The 16,627-nt window shown below is 67.4% G+C and carries 18 protein-coding genes and 1 other RNA gene; 7 read left to right on the forward strand and 12 right to left on the reverse strand.

The window, feature by feature from the left end; genetic code table 11:
- The first annotated feature begins 455 nt into the window (after positions 1-455).
- Complete coding sequence (locus BM360_RS10465) at positions 456-2,390, forward strand: TonB-dependent receptor plug domain-containing protein (RefSeq protein ID WP_093314405.1); 1,935 nt, start codon at positions 456-458, stop codon at positions 2,388-2,390.
- 7 nt (positions 2,391-2,397) lie between these two features.
- On the forward strand, positions 2,398-2,799 hold the full coding sequence (locus BM360_RS10470) for a MerR family transcriptional regulator (RefSeq protein ID WP_093314407.1): 402 nt from the start codon (positions 2,398-2,400) through the stop codon (positions 2,797-2,799).
- Positions 2,800-2,894: 95 nt separating this feature from the next.
- Here the strand turns inward: BM360_RS10470 and BM360_RS10475 are convergent, their stop codons facing one another.
- From BM360_RS10475 to BM360_RS10505, 7 genes are all read right to left on the reverse strand, one after another.
- Complete coding sequence (locus BM360_RS10475; protein WP_093314409.1) at positions 2,895-3,221, reverse strand: hypothetical protein; 327 nt, start codon at positions 3,219-3,221, stop codon at positions 2,895-2,897.
- A complete protein-coding gene (locus BM360_RS10480) occupies positions 3,218-3,502 on the reverse strand; it encodes a hypothetical protein (RefSeq protein ID WP_131819242.1) in 285 nt (94 codons plus the stop codon). The genes BM360_RS10475 and BM360_RS10480 overlap by 4 nt, the downstream gene beginning before the upstream one ends.
- A 92-nt stretch (positions 3,503-3,594) precedes the next feature.
- Complete coding sequence (locus BM360_RS10485; RefSeq protein WP_093314413.1) at positions 3,595-4,128, reverse strand: hypothetical protein; 534 nt, start codon at positions 4,126-4,128, stop codon at positions 3,595-3,597.
- 372 nt (positions 4,129-4,500) lie between these two features.
- A complete protein-coding gene (locus BM360_RS10490) occupies positions 4,501-6,228 on the reverse strand; it encodes a tyrosine-type recombinase/integrase (RefSeq protein ID WP_093314415.1) in 1,728 nt (575 codons plus the stop codon).
- Between the two features lie 148 nt (positions 6,229-6,376).
- Positions 6,377-7,153, reverse strand: a complete 777-nt coding sequence (locus BM360_RS10495; protein ID WP_093314417.1) for a hypothetical protein — start codon at positions 7,151-7,153, stop codon at positions 6,377-6,379.
- A gap of 113 nt (positions 7,154-7,266) precedes the next feature.
- On the reverse strand, positions 7,267-7,911 hold the full coding sequence (locus tag BM360_RS10500; protein ID WP_093314419.1) for a histidine phosphotransferase family protein: 645 nt from the start codon (positions 7,909-7,911) through the stop codon (positions 7,267-7,269).
- Between the two features lie 28 nt (positions 7,912-7,939).
- On the reverse strand, positions 7,940-8,350 hold the full coding sequence (locus BM360_RS10505; RefSeq protein WP_093314421.1) for a M67 family metallopeptidase: 411 nt from the start codon (positions 8,348-8,350) through the stop codon (positions 7,940-7,942).
- 17 nt (positions 8,351-8,367) lie between these two features.
- Here BM360_RS10505 and BM360_RS10510 point away from each other — a divergent pair, with 17 nt between their 5' ends.
- From BM360_RS10510 to BM360_RS10520, 3 genes are all read left to right on the forward strand, one after another.
- Positions 8,368-9,321 (forward strand): RluA family pseudouridine synthase, encoded by a 954-nt coding sequence (locus tag BM360_RS10510; protein WP_093314423.1) that lies wholly within the window; start codon positions 8,368-8,370, stop codon positions 9,319-9,321.
- A 64-nt stretch (positions 9,322-9,385) separates the two neighbouring features.
- Complete coding sequence (rpoH, locus tag BM360_RS10515) at positions 9,386-10,294, forward strand: RNA polymerase sigma factor RpoH (RefSeq protein WP_093314425.1); 909 nt, start codon at positions 9,386-9,388, stop codon at positions 10,292-10,294.
- 92 nt (positions 10,295-10,386) lie between these two features.
- Positions 10,387-10,683, forward strand: a complete 297-nt coding sequence (locus BM360_RS10520) for a hypothetical protein (RefSeq protein ID WP_093314427.1) — start codon at positions 10,387-10,389, stop codon at positions 10,681-10,683.
- Positions 10,684-11,088: 405 nt separating this feature from the next.
- Here the strand turns inward: BM360_RS10520 and BM360_RS10525 are convergent, their stop codons facing one another.
- A complete protein-coding gene (locus BM360_RS10525) occupies positions 11,089-12,087 on the reverse strand; it encodes an SDR family oxidoreductase (protein ID WP_093314429.1) in 999 nt (332 codons plus the stop codon).
- A 61-nt stretch (positions 12,088-12,148) separates the two neighbouring features.
- Positions 12,149-12,880: a transporter gene (locus tag BM360_RS10530; RefSeq protein ID WP_093315981.1), complete on the reverse strand. Its 732-nt coding sequence runs from the start codon at positions 12,878-12,880 to the stop codon at positions 12,149-12,151.
- A gap of 47 nt (positions 12,881-12,927) precedes the next feature.
- Between BM360_RS10530 and mtgA the strand changes: the two genes are divergently transcribed.
- Positions 12,928-13,650: a monofunctional biosynthetic peptidoglycan transglycosylase gene (mtgA, locus tag BM360_RS10535; RefSeq protein ID WP_093314431.1), complete on the forward strand. Its 723-nt coding sequence runs from the start codon at positions 12,928-12,930 to the stop codon at positions 13,648-13,650.
- Here the strand turns inward: mtgA and BM360_RS10540 are convergent.
- The 3 genes from BM360_RS10540 to BM360_RS10550 all read right to left on the reverse strand — a co-directional run bounded on the left by BM360_RS10540 (position 13,632) and on the right by BM360_RS10550 (position 16,260).
- Positions 13,632-14,198 (reverse strand): DedA family protein, encoded by a 567-nt coding sequence (locus tag BM360_RS10540; protein ID WP_093314433.1) that lies wholly within the window; start codon positions 14,196-14,198, stop codon positions 13,632-13,634. The two genes, mtgA and BM360_RS10540, sit on opposite strands and share 19 nt — an antisense overlap.
- Positions 14,199-14,339: 141 nt before the next feature.
- Positions 14,340-14,672, reverse strand: a complete 333-nt coding sequence (locus BM360_RS10545) for a YbaB/EbfC family nucleoid-associated protein (RefSeq protein WP_093314435.1) — start codon at positions 14,670-14,672, stop codon at positions 14,340-14,342.
- Positions 14,673-14,676: 4 nt separating this feature from the next.
- Positions 14,677-16,260, reverse strand: a complete 1,584-nt coding sequence (locus BM360_RS10550; RefSeq protein WP_093314437.1) for a DNA polymerase III subunit gamma/tau — start codon at positions 16,258-16,260, stop codon at positions 14,677-14,679.
- Between the two features lie 76 nt (positions 16,261-16,336).
- Here BM360_RS10550 and ffs point away from each other — a divergent pair.
- Positions 16,337-16,434: signal recognition particle sRNA small type (gene ffs, locus BM360_RS10555), an RNA gene on the forward strand.
- The last annotated feature ends 193 nt before the right edge of the window (positions 16,435-16,627 follow it).

Genomic DNA, 16,627 nt, shown 5'->3' on the forward strand with positions numbered 1-16,627 from the left:
GCCCAAGCCAATCCCCTCGGGACCGGAGCCCCTGCGACCGATCTACCGAGAAGACGCGCGCAGCCTTCGGCGACGTGGCTCAACGGCATCTCCCGAACAAAGGGCAGTCGACACAGCTCTCGCAACGCTGGAGCACGCAATCTTAACGGTCGCTACGGTGGTGAGCAGGTCGCTCTCACGTCGGTCAAGGCAGCACTCGATGTGCTGCGGCCGCATTGCTATCGTCAGGAGGATGTCGACGCCTTCGTGGCCGAGCTGGCGAAGCTCGGACGATTGCATGGTGGCCATGCCGACACAGCGCTGGTCGGGATCAGGCGTCAGCTGGGTGTGAAGTGATCCAGTGGCTTGACCCTGTAGCTACTACAGGCCTTATCGACAGCGCCAACGGCAGATGATGTGGCTTGGCATAGGGGTGTGGCTTGCAAGCTCGCTGGCAAAATCGTCTATCAGCTGCCGTGGCCATCGCGCCCGTCGTCGTGGTGCTCGGGCCTGCGGCAGAGGCGCAGAACAGACCTCCCGAAGTTGAAGCCGAGGAGCCCGAGGAGATTGTCGTTCAGGCGACGCGCAGCGGCCGCCGCGTTCAGGATGAGCCGATCCGCGTTGAGGTGCTGAACCGCGAGGAGATCGAGGAGAAACTCCTGATGCGCCCCGGCAACATCGCGATGCTGGTGAGCGAGACGCCTGGCCTTCGCGTGCAGACGACCTCGCCGGGTCTGGGCGCCGCGAACGTCCGCGTGCAGGGGTTGAAGGGGCGCTACACCCAGATCCTTGCGGATGGCCTGCCGCTTTATGGCGGTCAGACGCCGGCGCTCGGCCTGCTCCAGATCGCCCCGACCGACCTACGACAGGTGGAGATCATCAAGGGGGCCGCGTCTGCGCTCTACGGTCCCTCGGCGTTGGGCGGCGTCGTGAACCTAGTGTCGCGCCGACCGACGGCCGAGCCGCAGGGCGAGCTGCTGTTGAACGCGACCAGCCGCGACGGCCAGGACGTGACCGGCTATGCCGCGGCTCCCGTCACGAGTGCCCTCGGCGCATCATTGACCGCGGGCCTCAACCGGCAGGATCGCCGCGACATCGACGCCGACGGCTGGGCCAGCCTGCCGGGCTATCGTCGCTGGACACTGCGTCCGCGTCTATTCTGGGAAGGGGCGAGCGGGGCCGAAGCGCTGCTGACCGTCGGGGCTCTAGGGGAGCATCGTGCCGGCGGCACGCTGCCGGGACGCACGGTCGCAGATGGCAGCGCCTTTCCCGAACAGCAGCGCAGCCGGCGCTACGACGCGGGGGTGAACGCCCAGCTTCCCGTCGCCGGCTGGGCGACGCTCCACCTGCGCATGTCTGGCGTCACCCAATCGCACCGGCGCCGCTTCGGCGACGTCGTCGAGCACGATCGTCACCGGACGCTGCTTACCGAGGTATCACTTGGTGGCGGACAAGGCGCCACGCGCTGGCTGGCAGGCGCCGCTTACCAGAATGACGCCTATCGCTCGCGCACGTTTCCGGTGTTCGACTATAGCTACCATGTGCCGGCCCTCTTCGCACAGGCCGAGCACACCCTGGCGTCGCGCCTCACGCTCGCAGCGAGCGGGCGCGTCGACGACCATAGCGATTATGGCACGCGGTTCAGCCCTCGCCTTTCCGCACTGTTCAGACCCGGTCCTTGGACCTTGCGCGCATCTCTCGGCCGCGGCTTTCATGCGCCGACTCCGTTCGTGGAAGAGATCGAGGCGGCCGGCCTTTCGCGGCTGGAGCCCCTACGCGATCTGCGGGCCGAGACCGCTGACAGCGCCAGCATCGATGTCGGCTATGCACGCGGCCCGGTCGAAGGGAACGTAACGCTGTTCGGATCGGACATCGATCATGCCGTTCAGGTGCAGGACGTGAGCAGCGACCGCGTCGGGCTGGTCAACGCCGCGGGCGTCACCCGCACCCGCGGGGCCGAGCTTTTGCTGCGCTATCGCTGGCAGGCAGTGACGCTGACCGGCAGCTATGTGCATACCGACGCACGCGAGCCGGACCCGGACAGCGGTGGGCGCCGCGCGGTGCCGCTGACCCCGCGTGATACGGCCGGATTAACCGCGGTGTGGGAGCGGCACGGCCGCAGCCGCTTCGGCCTCGAAGCCTATTACACCGGCCGCCAGTCGCTTGAGGACGATCCCTACCGTTCTCGGAGTCGACCTTACTTCCAGCTTGGCGCGATGGGCGAGATCATGCTGGGCCGTGCCAGCCTGTTCCTCAACGCGGAGAACCTGCTGAACGTGCGCCAAACCCGCTACGCCCCGCTGCTGCGCCCTCGCCGGGCTCCCGACGGCGCTTGGACGGTAGACGCCTGGGCGCCGCTGGACGGCTTCACCGTGAACGGCGGTTTGCGGCTGCGGTTCGGCGCTGAGTAGGAGGCACATGCTGACGATTGGCGATCTGGCGAAGGCGACCGCCACCAAGGTCGAGACGATCCGCTACTATGAACGGATCGGGCTGTTGCCCCGCCCGGCACGCACCACGGGCAACTATCGCTCCTATGGCGAGCCTGAGCTAGCCCGGCTCTCCTTCATCCGCCGCGCCCGCGATCTCGGCTTCTCGCTGGATCAGGTGCGGGCGCTGCTCAGTCTGTCGGATGATCGCGGGCAAGACTGTGCGGCGATCGATCAGATCGCTGGCGAGCACCTCCGGGCCGTCGACCAGAAGCTCGCCGACCTTGTAGCGCTGCGCCGCGAGCTGAAAGCCGTGATCGACTCGTGCGACGGCGGCACGGTGGCGGAGTGTCGGATGATCGAAGCGCTCGCGCCGTCGGCTGAGGCTTGATGATTGGCACTGGGTAAAGTGCGGTGGGAGGCGCGTCCGCAGGCCGGACACCATCGACCTTCATCGTGCGGTGTCCAGCTGCCGGTTCGATCAGATCAACGCGTTGGATGTTGGCCCTCGATGTCCTCGTCTTCGCCGGGGCGGCATATTCGATAGCCAACCCCCATGATGTAGCGGCCGATGCCCTCGATACCGCGGTCGCATGCCTCGCGGACAACTAGGCGTAGATGGCCATCGAGCTTCGAGCAACGCACCTCCTGGATGAGAAGGCCGCGAGATCGAACGCCGCGCCCGCGGCAGTCCTCATCATAGAGGCGCTGCGCTGTCTCCATGGTCCAGGCGAACATGACGGTGACATCGTTCCCACGCTCCCACGTCGCCCAAAACTTCGTTAACTTGGGCGTGTTGTGCTGATCGCTCACGCCCGATCATCCCCACCGAGTGACCAGTCGGCGGGTGCGATTAGCCATCCCGACTGGGGATCGAACGTCCCAATGCCCGCGAGCTCGGCGAGGACAGCCTCACGATGATGGCGGGCGTGCTGGTTGTCTTCGCCCCAGGTGCGCTCGACGACGCTGATGCGGGCCGGTGTCCGACCGTCATGGCACAAGCACCAGGCCATGAACAGGCTTGCAGCATGGGGAATGCCGATAGCGAAGATCGTCGCCAGGTGAGTGCCTTCAGTGTCGGTGACGTCGAACATGAGCATGATCGTAAGAGCCTCGTCGTTGTTGCTGACGAGATGATCATGCAGGGTGCGATCGAAGAGTGCGGGCGGCTTCTACCGCTTCAAGATTATCCCTCAGTGACCAAGCCCCAAAAGGCTCTTGCGCCGCCGGTCATGGTGCGGGACATGGTAAACCGCTTTTCACGTAGCCTTGGGTCTGACCGCCGGGTGAACTTGAAAAGGTAGTCGATGTAGGCGGCCTGGAGCTTTCTGAACTTCCGACCATGTATCGCCCGAGGCACGGTGCTGTAGCCCTTCAGCCCGTGTCCAGCGGCGCGAGCAGCGGCCAACATGACCTTCTCTTCATCTCCCGCCTCGAACGTCGCAGCACCCCCATGTATGTGCAAGATGGTCGCGTCTCTCGTCCTTGTGCTCCAGCCCTCAATGACGAAGAACCAATCGAGCCTAGGACGGACATGCCGATCGAACTCTCGCCGCAGTCGATCCCGCATCATGACCCGTGGGTCCTTGCCCTCAGCCACCCATCTACGTTCCAGGTCGGGATGGACATGCATCGTGAAGGTTTGGAACGACCAGATCTCCAAAGTGAACACAGCCAGTTGGGCCTTCATCCACTGCGACAGGTCGTCCCAGTGCGGCATGGGGTTGCCGTCGGCCTGTTTCCTGACCGGAAAGGTTGTGAGCTTCGTGCCCTTGGGGTGGTCCAGCTTCCCAGCGTATACTGATAACGGCTCGAGCGGTTCACGGTGGAGCCCGTGTTGACGCTCCGAGAGATGGATGTGCAGCCGCAGAAGTCTGAGGATTTTACGGTCGCGATGAACCCGACGCGCCTCACGGCCGCGTCGAGCGCGGATTCCACTTTTTCCTCGTTGATTCACAAGCCATTTCGCTGATGGGGCGCGGCGTCTAGGCCGTTCGCGAACGTCTCGCAAGCTAAGGCGATTATGGCGGACGAGAGCGCCATCCGCAACGCGCAAGCGATCACTGTCGCTAGCGCGCCGCTTGACTACAAGTCACCGACGACTAAGGAGATGCTCAAAATTGACCCCTTTAAAATGAACCTGCTCCATAACGGGCGCTAGAAACCGGACAGTGCCCTGGCGCACCGCACCGTAGCCCGCCGTTGTGCTTTTCTGATCGTGCCCCAGCGCAACCGCGATCTGGTCATCAACCAGCCCGACCTCCACCCGGAGCCGGTCTGCCAGTTCATGTCTGAAGCTATGTGCGCCTAAACCATCTGCGCCGGCCTTGACGCCAATGCGCGTGAGATAGTCGCGCCAGAACGCTGAGGGCTCGGCGCCGATCTGGTGGCGATTGTTCGCGACAAGCTCCGGGAACAAGCGGCAATCGCCGTCAGCCGCACGCCGGTCCTTCACGAACTCGATGAATCCAGCTTCCACGAGCTTCGCATGCGCCATCGAAGCGCGAGACTGCCCTGCCTTCGTCGTCTGCCCTTTCTCCGGCGCGTGCTGGATGTCTATGATCCACGCGCCGCTATCGTGCTGCGACACGTCTTCGGTGCGAAGCTGCGCCGCCTCGCCGACGCGCATGCCGGTGAAGAGGCAAAGCAAGGGTATCCAGTATCGCCAATCGTTCGCGCGGACTTCGCCGGGGCTGTGCTCCTTGCCGTCGGCCTCGAACCCGGTGAACAGAGGCGATGCCAGCACCTTGTTCAGCCTTTCCGTGCCAAGCGGCGGGCGCGGGTTCTTGCCGCGCACCTTATCGTGAAACAGGCCGGTGCACGGGTTCGACAAGTCCCACCGTTCCTTGATGAGCCAAGCGAACAGCGGCGATATGGTGGATAGGTGCTTGTTCACCGTTGTGAGCGCCGTGCGGGGCATATCAGCGGCGCGGGCCTTCGCTGCCGCTTCCCGCATCGACAAGCCCCGCATATCGGCCCTGTCGCGCCATTTTGGCGGTAGCTGGCGCAAGGTGTCGCGGTACTCCCGGATGTGCTCCGCCTTGATCGACGCTAGAGCACGATCGGCCCCGACAAACTCGACGAACTGCTCAATAACCTTACGATCTTGCTTGAGCGTGTCCTCGCGCTTGCGACCCTCGGCGAGGCGCTGTTCGGCATAGCGATCGAACAGGTCTAGCAACGCCTCGCCCGGCTTAGCCTTGTCCTGCTCACGCTGGCGCACGCGGGCAACCAGCGGGCTTTCGGCGGACGCTTCAAGGTCGCCACGCGCGCGCGCATAGCTTGTTTTCAGCGCTGCCATGCGCGCGGCACTCAGGTCGGTAAGGAACTGGCGATAAGCCGAGGTGCCGGGTTCAAGGTCCAGCCCCATGCCGGCGATAATGTCCCTTGCCATCCCCTCAACAAGCGAGTGGTCGCCGGTCGTTGCCAACGGTGTGAACGCGTTAAGCGCCGCCTCCGTGCGATGCATGTGCCGGCGCCACCCGCCGGGTTGCTGTCGGCGCATGTCGCTTTGCGCCAGCGCCTCGTCGTGCGCAAACTCTACGGCCAGCCCCTCCAGCTCCGCTCGGGATGGTGTCCGACGTTCTCTCGAGACCAGAGGCAGCGCGGCGAACGTCTGACCTCGCGCTGTGGCCCAATCCCGCTTCCACTCGTCCAGCACAGCCAATGCACGATCCGATGCGATGCAACGATCGGTCGTGCCCATGGACATGGTTCGCTCCTTGGGCTTGCCGGGGGCGTGGAGGGCACGCGGAATGGGCACGCGAAGCTGCCAGATGCCGCGCTTACCGCGCTTAACGAGGTAGGTCGCGAGGGACATGGACGGCTTCTCCGTGCAGATGCTGTAGCAACTGATAGCACCGCTGCTGTAGCATGTGGAGTGAAAAACCGGAGAAAGCCGCGACTCCTGCGGACTCCTTGTCAAGGCTTACAATTGATTCTCATCCTGTCTCCCCGACCATCGGGCCTCAGCGCAGCTCCGCCTGGATCTCCTTGCCCAGCGTGATCACCTCGTTGAGGCGCTTCTTCATCTCCTTGTCGTCCTTCGGGTTCGTCTGGTTCGCCGCAGGCGCCTTGAACTTGCGGTAGAGCGGGTCGAGCGCCGGCTCGGCCTTTGCCGCGAGCGGCATCTGCGTGCCCACGCCGCGGACATACTCCTTCCAGAAGTCCGCCCAATCCTCCGGCTGCTTCACCTTCGCCGCCTCGCTCAGCATCTTGGCGACCAGCGGCTTCACCTTCTGCAGCGCCTGCTGCTTGAACGCCTCGTTCTTCTTGATCGCGACGCGGATCGCGTTGACCTCTTCCTTCATGAACTCGGCGAAATTGCCGGGCGCCATGGCATAAGCGAGATCGCGCGCGGCGAGGCTGACGCCGGCAGCCGCAGCGGTGGCGCTCTTCGGGATCAGCTTGTCCTTCGCCCAGCCCTCGGCCACCTTCTTGGCCTCCGTCTCGACCGCCGCGGCCAGCTTGCGTGCGGGCAGCGCCTTGCTGATCTCGCCGTTGACGACCTTCACATACTCCTTGATGTGATCCTCGCCGACGCTCGTCCGCCCCACGCCCTTCATCACCTGGTCGAAGCCGAGCTGATCCCACTTGATCTTGCCCCACGCCGCTTCGAGCGCAATCAGCAGCTTGCCGATGCCAGTGCCGGCATCACCCGACGTGGCGATCTTGGCGACGAGCCCTTTCTTCTTCTGCCAGTTGGAGTTCTTCAGCTCGTCCGGATACTTGATCGGCAGCGCCATGGCTCGTCTCCCCCCTTCACCGCGACACTATGTCCGGCGAGTCGATGACGGAGATTATGCTCGGCCGCGCCCGGCGCGCCAGTGACGGACGTCACCGCTCACGCAAAAGTCTTTTACAGCCGGTTGCGCCCGTCCGGCAGGTGCGCGCCGAGCAGCAGCACGCCCTCGTCCGCGTCGGAGACCATCACCTTGCCGCCCTGCCCGGTCGCGAGGCGATGGACCAGCCACGCCGCCGCCGCCCGCGGGGTGAGCGCCTGCGGGGCCGTCTGGCCGAGCAAAGCGGTGCGCAGTTCCGGATCGAGCACCAGCCGCGGCCCCTCCGCGCGGACGACGATCTCGCCGCCTTCCGCGCCGACGTCCAGCCGCCCGCCGCGCACCAGCGCGTCGGCGCCGATCAGCGCGAGGTTCAGCAGGATCTTGATCGCGCCCTTGCCCATCGACGGATCGCTGACCATCCAGCCGAGCGCCACGCGCTTGTCCTGCCCGAACAGCCCCTCGATCGCAGCGCGCGCCTCGCGCGTGTCGACCGCATCGCCGAAGCCGCCCGCCGCGCCGAAGGCGAGCCGGAAGAATTTCAGCTTGGCAGCGGATGCCCGCGCGCTTTCGGCCAGCAGCTCCAGCACGCGCGCGCGCAACTCGGGATCATGCTCGTCGGCGAGCAGCTCGACCCCGTTGTTGATCGCCCCCACGGGCGACAGGAGATCGTGGCAGAGGCGCGAGCAGAGCAGGCTCGCATAATCCACCGCGTCGTCGGTCATGGGGTTTCCTCGCGTGTTCGGCGGTGCGTCATGGCCGCGGATCGTCGGCGTGGCAACCACTTGGGGCCGGCAGTTCGACGAACCCGCCGGGATCGAAGCGAAACAGCCGCACCTCCCGGGCCGCGACGATCAGCCACAACTGGCCCGGCTGCGCCGCCGCGGCATCGCGGGCGGAGGGTCTGGCCACGCCGTTCGGGTGCGAATGATAGCAGCCGAGCACCGCCGGCCCACCGTCTCGCGCTGCGCGATGCGCCGCCAACAGGACGGCCGGGTCGACCTCGAACGCCCGCGCCGGATTGGCCGCGACGTTCGCCGCCGGCAGGATCGCCGTCACCACCTCCCCCGCGCCCAGCAGCAGCCCGCACACCTCGCGGCCCGGATCTGCTGCGGCGAGAACGCGGATTCGTTCCGCCAGCGTTCTTGAAATTTGTCGGACCATTCCCATCTTCCCAACACATGGACGCGGGGGTGTCGATCACGAAAGCCTTTGTCTCGCCGGATGCGGCGGGATGGCGGCTGGACCGGGCGCTGGCGGCCGCGCTGCCGACCTTGTCGCGCGAGCGGCTGAAGGCGCTGATCTCCGCCGGCCACGTCTCCAGCAACGGCAGGCCGTATCGTGATCCCGCCTGGAAGCTGGACGGTGCGCGCGATTTCGACGTGGCGGTGCCCGCCCCCGCGCCCGCACACAATGTGGCGCAGGAGATCCCGCTCGTCATCGCCTATGAGGACGAGCATCTGATCGTGGTGGACAAGCCCGCCGGGCTGGTCGTCCACCCCGCCGCCGGCAATGCCGACGGCACGCTGGTGAATGCGCTGCTGCATCACTGCGCGGGCAGCCTGTCGGGCATCGGCGGGGTCGAGCGGCCGGGCATCGTCCACCGCATCGACAAGGATACGTCGGGGCTGATCGTGGCCGCCAAGACCGACCGCGCGCATGAGGGGCTGGCGGCGCAGTTCGCGAAGCACAGCATCGACCGGCGCTACAAGGCGATCGTCGGCGGGCGGCCGCTGCCGCCGGCCGGCACGGTGGACGCAGCCCTCGCACGGTCCACCGCAAACCGGCAGAAGATGGGCATCGTGCCCGAGGGTCGGGGCAAGCGCGCGGTGACGCATTATGCGACGCTCCAGCCGCTGTTGGGCGCCACGCTCGTGGAGTGCCGGCTGGAGACGGGGCGGACGCATCAGGTGCGCGTGCACATGGCGTCCCGCGGGCATCCGCTGCTCGGCGATCCGGCCTATGGCCGCACGCGCGCGGAGCATAGCGCGATCCTCGCGCGTTTGGGGTTCAGGCGGCAGGCGCTGCATGCGGCGCGGCTTGGCTTCGTCCACCCTGTGACAAGCGAGGCTTTGGCATTCGATAGCGAAATGCCGCCGGACATGCAGGACCTGTTCAGCGCGCTTGCGATATAGACTGAATTCAAGTGCGAGGGACGACACGACTCGGGCGCTCGCGGAGGAAGGGAGTTTCACCATCATGGCCAGCGGCAGCAACACGCCCGCCACCATCCCGGCACTCGGCGGCGAGGCCAGCCTCAACCGCTATCTGTCGGAAATCCGCAAGTTTCCGCTCCTCGCGCCGGAGGAGGAGTATATGCTCGCCAAGCGCTTTCAGGAGCATGGCGATCCGGACGCGGCGGCGCGCCTCGTCACCTCGCACCTGCGGCTCGTCGCGAAGATCGCGATGGGCTATCGCGGCTATGGCCTGCCCACGTCCGAGCTGATCTCGGAGGGCAATATCGGCCTGATGCAGGGCGTGAAGAAGTTCGAGCCGGATCGCGGCTTCCGCCTCGCCACCTATGCGATGTGGTGGATCCGCGCCTCGATCCAGGAATATATCCTGCGGTCGTGGAGCCTCGTGAAGATGGGCACCACCGCGGCGCAGAAGAAGCTGTTCTTCAACCTTCGCCGGATGAAGAGCCAGCTCGACGCGTTCGAGGATGGCGACCTTAAGCCCGAGGATCTGACCAAGATCGCCACCGATCTCGGCGTCACCGAGGATGAGGTCACCTCCATGAACCGCCGCATGGCGATGGGCGGGGATACTTCGCTCAACGTCTCCATGCGCGAGGATGGCGAGGGCCAGTGGCAGGATTGGCTGGTCGACACCGATCCCCTGCAGGATGAGCGGCTGGCCGAGTCCGAGGAAAAGGACGTGCGCCACAACATGCTCGTCGAGGCGATGGATGCGCTCAACGACCGGGAGAAGCACATCCTGGCCGAGCGGCGGCTGGCCGAGGACCCCAAGACGCTTGAGGAACTCAGCCAGGTCTATGGCGTCAGCCGCGAGCGGGTCCGCCAGATCGAGGTCCGCGCCTTCGACAAGCTGCAGAAGGCGATGATGCGCATCGCCGGCGAGAAAAGGCTGCTGCCCTCGCTGACCTGACGCACGCGGCGCGGCGCCGCCCTCCCCGGCGCCGCGCACGCAACCGGCACGCTCCCACATCCGTTCTGCTCCTCGACCGTGAGGAGCCCGCCATGATCCGTATCGTCGCCGCTGCTGCCGCTTTGTCGCTCTGGCCTGCCGCCGCCTCCGCACAGGATCCGGTCATGGCGCTCGATCCGACGACGATGGTCGGCCATGCCGGCGTGGTCGCGGCGGGCGAATATGCCAGGCAGCGCTCCGGCGGATCGTCGCGCGCCGGCGTCTCGGCCGCCGATCGCCGGCAGGTGCGCTCCATCTGCACCAATCTCGGCTGGTACGCCAAACGGCCGCGCGCCACGCCCGAGAAGATGCGCAAACTCACCGCCATGTGCCGGCAGGCGGGCTATTGATCCGCCGCTCACCCGACGTGCCGCGACTTGACAAATAGAACCATATCGGTTATCGCCTCGCCCGCCTGCCACCAGTGATCGCGGCGGCGGGCAAGGGGCAGCCTTCGGGCACCGACCGGCGCGAAGTCATCCGGCTCAGCCGAAGCTTCGCAGACCAACCTCGACACGGACGGCGGAGCGATCCGCGGTCCGGGGTGCGGGCAGTCGCGGGGCATGGTCGCCCTTCCCCGCCGCCATCCCGCATCCGAACGCCGGCGCCTCATGGCAGGCGCGGCACAACCGCCGAGGCGGGCGGCCCGGACTTCCGTCCGGGCGACCCCCTCCCGGATGCGCGCGACCAGATCGCGCCGGTCGGCCTCTCATCCCCGTACAGGGCGCAGCGGCGTGCCTGCGCGTCCTACACGCTTACGGATTGCCCTTCCCGCCATGCGCGCCGACGACGCCGCCTGTCGTGAAGCTCGAATCCTCCGACGCCAGCAGCACATAATGCGCCGCCAGTTCCGCCGGCTGACCCGCGCGGCCGAGCGGGGTCTCCTGGCCGAACTCGCCGAGCTTGCCGGGCAGCTGCCCGCCCGCAACCTGGAGCGGCGTCCAGAACGGCCCCGGCGCCACCATGTTCACGCGGATGCCCTTCTTCACCAGCTGCTTGGCCAGCCCCTTGGTGAAGATCAGGATCGCGCCCTTGGTGGAGGCGTAATCGAGCAGCTCCTCGCCCGGATCGTAGCTGTTGACCGAGCCGGTGTTGATGATGACCGAGCCTGCCGGCATCAGCGGGATCGCCGCCTTGCTGATGCGGAACGTGGCGAAGATGTTCGTCTCGAACGTGCGGACGAACTGCTCGTCGGTGATCTGCGAAATGTCTTCCTTGCTCTGCTGATAGGCGGCGTTGTTGACCAGGATGTCGAGCCCGCCCAGCGCCTTGTGCGCGTCCGTCACCAGCTTCTGGCAGGCGCGCTCGCTGCGGATGTCGGCGGGCAGCAGCACGGCCTTGCGGCCCGCCTGCTGGATCAGCGCCTTCACCTCCTGCGCATCCGGCTCCTCGCTCGGATAATAGTTGATCGCCACGTCCGCGCCCTCGCGCGCAAAAGCGATGGCCGCGGCCCGGCCGATGCCGCTGTCGCCGCCGGTCAGCAGCGCCTTGCGCCCGGCCAGCTTGCCCGATCCCTTGTAGCTCGTCTCGCCGCAGTCGGGCCGCGGCGTCATCTTGAATTGGAGCGCGGGCCAGGGCTGGCGCTGCTCAGGGAACGGCGTCGTGGTATATTTGGTGCGGGGATCGCGCAGCGTCGCCGCGGGGGCGGCAGCCGCGCCGCCTTGCTGCGCCATGCCGGGGGCGGCGGCGGCGGCCAAGCCCAGCGCCGCGCCGCCCAGCACGCCGCGCCTCGAAGTGCCCTGTTCGTCGTTCATCCGTCACGCTCCTCGCGATCCCGCCCGCTCGATGGGCAGAACCGGCGAGCGGCTAGGAGGTTCAGAAGCGGCGGGAAATGCCCATGTAGAGCTCGATATCGGGGCTGTTGTGATTAAGCCCGGCGACGGCGCCGGCATCGAGCTGGAGATCGTCCGACACCCCCCAGGCGAGCGCGCCCGAGCCGAACGTCTGCGTGACATGGCCGCCCGGATCGCGATCCCGCAGCACCGCCGCCTCCACTGCCAGCGTCACCGCATCGGAAAGCGCGAACTCGATGCCGCCGGCGCTGCCATAGGCTAGGTGCCGGCCGTCGCCATCCTCGTCCACCGCGGCGTCGATCTCGGGCGTGAGGTCGAGCTTGATCCCCTCCGACAATGCGAAGCTCGCGGCGACGCGCACGCCCCCGCCCCAATCGCCCGCCCCCGCCGGCTGGCGGCCGACCGGCAATGTCGCGAACGGATTGAGCGCGACGGCGAACCCCTCGCCATCCGCATGAACCAGGCTGGTTTTCAGGCCGACGAACACGTCGCCGACGCGCGCCTGCCCCTCCTCGATGCCCAGCGGCGTCCAGCCGAGCTGCACCTCGCTCCCGTCGGTCACGCCGACGCGCACCAGCGTGTCGCCCAGCGTCCAGCTGTTCGTGCCGCCATCGCGCGTCCAGTCGACCAGCCCCGTCTCGACCGAGACATGGCCGCGATCGACGATGCAGGCCGGCGTATCGAGGCCCGGCCGCTCGGGGCAATAATCGCGCAGCGAGATCTGGGCGGCGAGCGCCAGCAACGCAATTCCCATCGCTTCCCCCTTTTCGCCGCCTTCCCCCTGCGGCACACGCACACGTCATGGCAAAGGCGAAGGCCCCACGCAAACCGCGCGCCGAGCGCAGCCGCACCTATCGCATCGGCTGGTGGATCGGCCGCGCGATCGTCTGGTTCGTCGCGGCCTCCGTGCTGTGGGTGCTGGCCTATCGCTTCGTGCCGCCGCCCATCACCGCGACGATGCTGCTCGATCCCGAAGCGGGCAGCCGCTTGTCCAAGGACTGGATGAGTCTCAGCGTCATGGATCCGGACATGCCGCGCGCGGCGATCGCGGCGGAGGACGGCAATTTCTGCCGCCACCACGGCTTCGATCGGGAGGCGATCGCCAAGGCGATCCGCTTCAACGCGCGCGGCGGGCGCATCCGCGGCGGCTCGACGATCAGCCAGCAAACCGCGAAGAACGCCTTCCTGTGGCAGGGCGGCGGTTTCTTCCGCAAGGGGCTGGAGGCGTGGTTCACCCTGCTGATCGAAGGACTGTGGCCGAAGCGGCGGATCGTCGAGGTCTATCTCAACATCGCGGAGACGGGGCTCGGCACCTACGGCGCCAATGCGGGGGCGCAGCGTTACTTCCGGCACGATGCCTCGCGCCTGTCGATCCAGGAGGCGGCGCGCATCGCCGTGGTGCTGCCGCTGCCCAAGAAGCGCGAGGCGATCTCACCCTCGGGCGCCACCCGCCGCTACGGCAATGCCATCGCCCGGCGCGTGCCGAAGATGCAGCGGGCCGGCTATTATGACTGCTTGAAGTGACGGCGTAGCAGCAGCGCGCCGCCACCGATCAGCACCGCGCCGGCGAGGACCGCCAGCGCCAGCGGCGCATGGCCGAACAGCCGCTTGAGGAACGGCTCGACCAGCGGGCCGAAGCGCCAGCCGAGAAAGGTGAACAGCGCCGCCCAGAGCGCCGCCGACAGCAGGTTGAGCGGCACGAACAGCCGCGCCGGCACCGCACTGACGCCGAGCGCGACGGGGCCGGCGACGCGGCAGCCATAGATAAAGCGGAAGGCGATGACGAAGGCGAGCGGCCGCGCCTCGATCCAGCCGAGCACGCGCGCGAAAGCAGGCTTGGCCCGGACGGCCTCGACGAACCGGGTGGAACGCCCGCGACGCCCGCCGAGAAACAGCAGCTGATCGGCGGTGGCCGAACCGGCGAAGGCGGCGATGCCCACGGCAAGCGGCTGGAACAGCCCCGTCGCGGCCAACACGCCGCCCGTCAGCACCGCCGCCTCGCCCTCCAGCCCGGCACCGAGTGCGACGGCGGCGACGCCGTATCGCGCTACGAACGCGGCAAGATCGATCACGCGGTCACCCGACGGCCAACCCGTTCGTGCTGAGCTTCACCCCTCCGTTCGTGCTGAGCTTGTCGAAGCACTGTCCTTCTCACCTCGGAACAGGACAGCCTTTCGACAGGCTCAGGGCCAAAAGGTGAGATGCGCTGGCCCTCAGAACGGCATCTTGAAGCCCGGCGGCAGCGGCAGGCCCGCGCTCATCTTGCTCATCTCGGCATTGCCCGCGGCATCCGCCTTGGTGCGCGCGTCGTTGATCGCCGCGGCGACGAGATCCTCGAGCATCTGCTTCTCCGCGACGTTCAGCAGCGAATCGTCGATCTGCACGCCCAGGATGCGGCCCTTGGCGGTCGCCTTGATCTTCACCAGCCCGCCGCCGGATGCGCCCTCCACCTCGATCTTGTCGAGCGCGGCCTGCGCATCGCCCATCTGGCGCTGGATCGTCTCGGCGGCTTCCTGCGCCGCCTTCATCATCTTCTCGAGGTCCATGCGTTCAAGCCTTCTTCAGCGTGTAGCCGGTCAGTTCGGCGTCGGGAAAATTCTCGAACGCGGCGCGGACGACCGGGGAGGCGAGCACCGCCTCGCGCTCTGCCGCCTCCGCCGCGCGTTCCTGCTCCAGCAGGCTCGGCTCCGCCGCGCCGTCGCCTAAGCTCACCGTCCAGGCGGTGCCGGTCAGCGTCTTCAGCACCGCGCCGACATCGCGGACGAACTCCGGCTCGATCGGCTTGAGCGGCTTCAGCTCGAGCAGCGGCGGCGCGTAGCGGATCAGCCCGGTATAATCGTGCAGCCGCTGCGCCAGGTGCGCGCGCTGACCGTTCACCGCCTCCACCAGAGCGGCGAAATCAGCAGGCAAACGCTGCTCGGGCGCGGGCGGCGGCGGCGGGGGAGAAGGCAGGCCGGGCGCCGCCGCGGGCGCGGGCGGGCCGCCTTCGATGATGCGACGCGCCAGTTCGCTCGGATCGGGCAAGGTGGAGGCGTGGACGATGCGGAGCAGCGCCATTTCCGCCGCCTCGTTCGGCAGCGCCGCGGTCTGCACCTCGGCATGGCCCTTCAGCAGCAGCTGCCAGATGCGGTGGAGCTGCGCGAAGCCGAGCCGGCTGGCCCATTCGGCATAGGCCGCGCGCTCCTCCTCCGACAAGGCTGGATCGTTGCCGCCGCCCACCTTGGTGCGGGTGACACCGTGCGCCACCTCCAGCAGGCCGCGCAGCAGCCCCGCCGGGTCGACGCCGAGCGCATGCTGCTCGGCCACCGCCGCCAGCACGCCGGGCGCATCGCCGCCCAGCAGCCGGCCGAACAGCCCGCGCACCGCGCCGCGATCCGACAGGCCGAGCATGTCGCGCACCTGAGCGGCGGTGACCGCGCCCGATCCGTGCGCGATCGCCTGGTCGAGGATCGACAGCCCGTCACGCGCCGAGCCCTCCGCCGCGCGCGCGATCAGCGCCAGTGCCTCCGGCTCCGCCTCGACATCCTCGGCGTTGATCACGCGGGCGAAATGCTGGCTGAGCGTCTCTGCCGGAATGCGCCGTAGGTCGAATCGCTGGCAACGCGACAGCACCGTCACCGGCACCTTGTTCACCTCGGTCGTGGCGAACAGGAACTTCACGTGCGCCGGCGGCTCCTCCAGCGTCTTCAACAGGCCGTTGAACGCAGCCTTGGACAGCATGTGGACCTCGTCCACGATGTAGATCTTGAAGCGCGCGGAGACGGCGGCGTAGCGCACCGCCTCGATGATCTCGCGAATGTCGTCGATGCCGGTGTGGCTGGCGGCGTCCATCTCCACCACGTCGATGTGGCGGCCTTCCGCGATCGCCTTGCACGGCTCGCACACACCGCACGGATCGATCGTCGGGCCGCCCGTGCCGTCCGGGCCGACGCAGTTCAGCGCCTTGGCGATCAGCCGCGCGGTGGATGTCTTGCCGACACCGCGAACGCCCGTCAGCAGGAAGGCATGCGCCAGCCGGCCACGGCGGATGGCATTGCCCAGCGTCTGCACCATCGCATCCTGGCCGATCAGCTCGGCAAAGGTCTGCGGGCGATATTTGCGCGCGAGGACGCGGTAGGGCTGGGAATCGGCCATGATCGGGCCCCTAGCTAATGGCTCGCGCGCGCTTCGTCACCGGCTTGCGGCCGACCGCGGCTTGCCCCATATGCGCCGCGGGAGTCGGGCGGACGGCGTCGTCGCCAACCTGGTCAGGTCCGGAAGGAAGCAGCCACAACGATTTCGCGCCGGGTCGTTCCGGCTCCCACCGGAATGAGTCGCAGCCGCGCTGCGGCTGCGCCTTTCCGGTGGCCGAGCCTGCGAGAGCAGGCGACGGGATCGCTCGCAGGCAGCATCGCTCCGAACCTCATCCCGTTCGCCCTGAGCCTGTCGAACGGCTGCTTTTCTCCGCGCGCCGAGAAACGCAAAACGATGCTTCGACAAGCTCAGCACGAACGGGGAGTGA

The organism is Sphingomonas jatrophae (assembly GCF_900113315.1).
Classification (GTDB): Bacteria; Pseudomonadota; Alphaproteobacteria; order Sphingomonadales; family Sphingomonadaceae; genus Sphingomonas_P; species Sphingomonas_P jatrophae.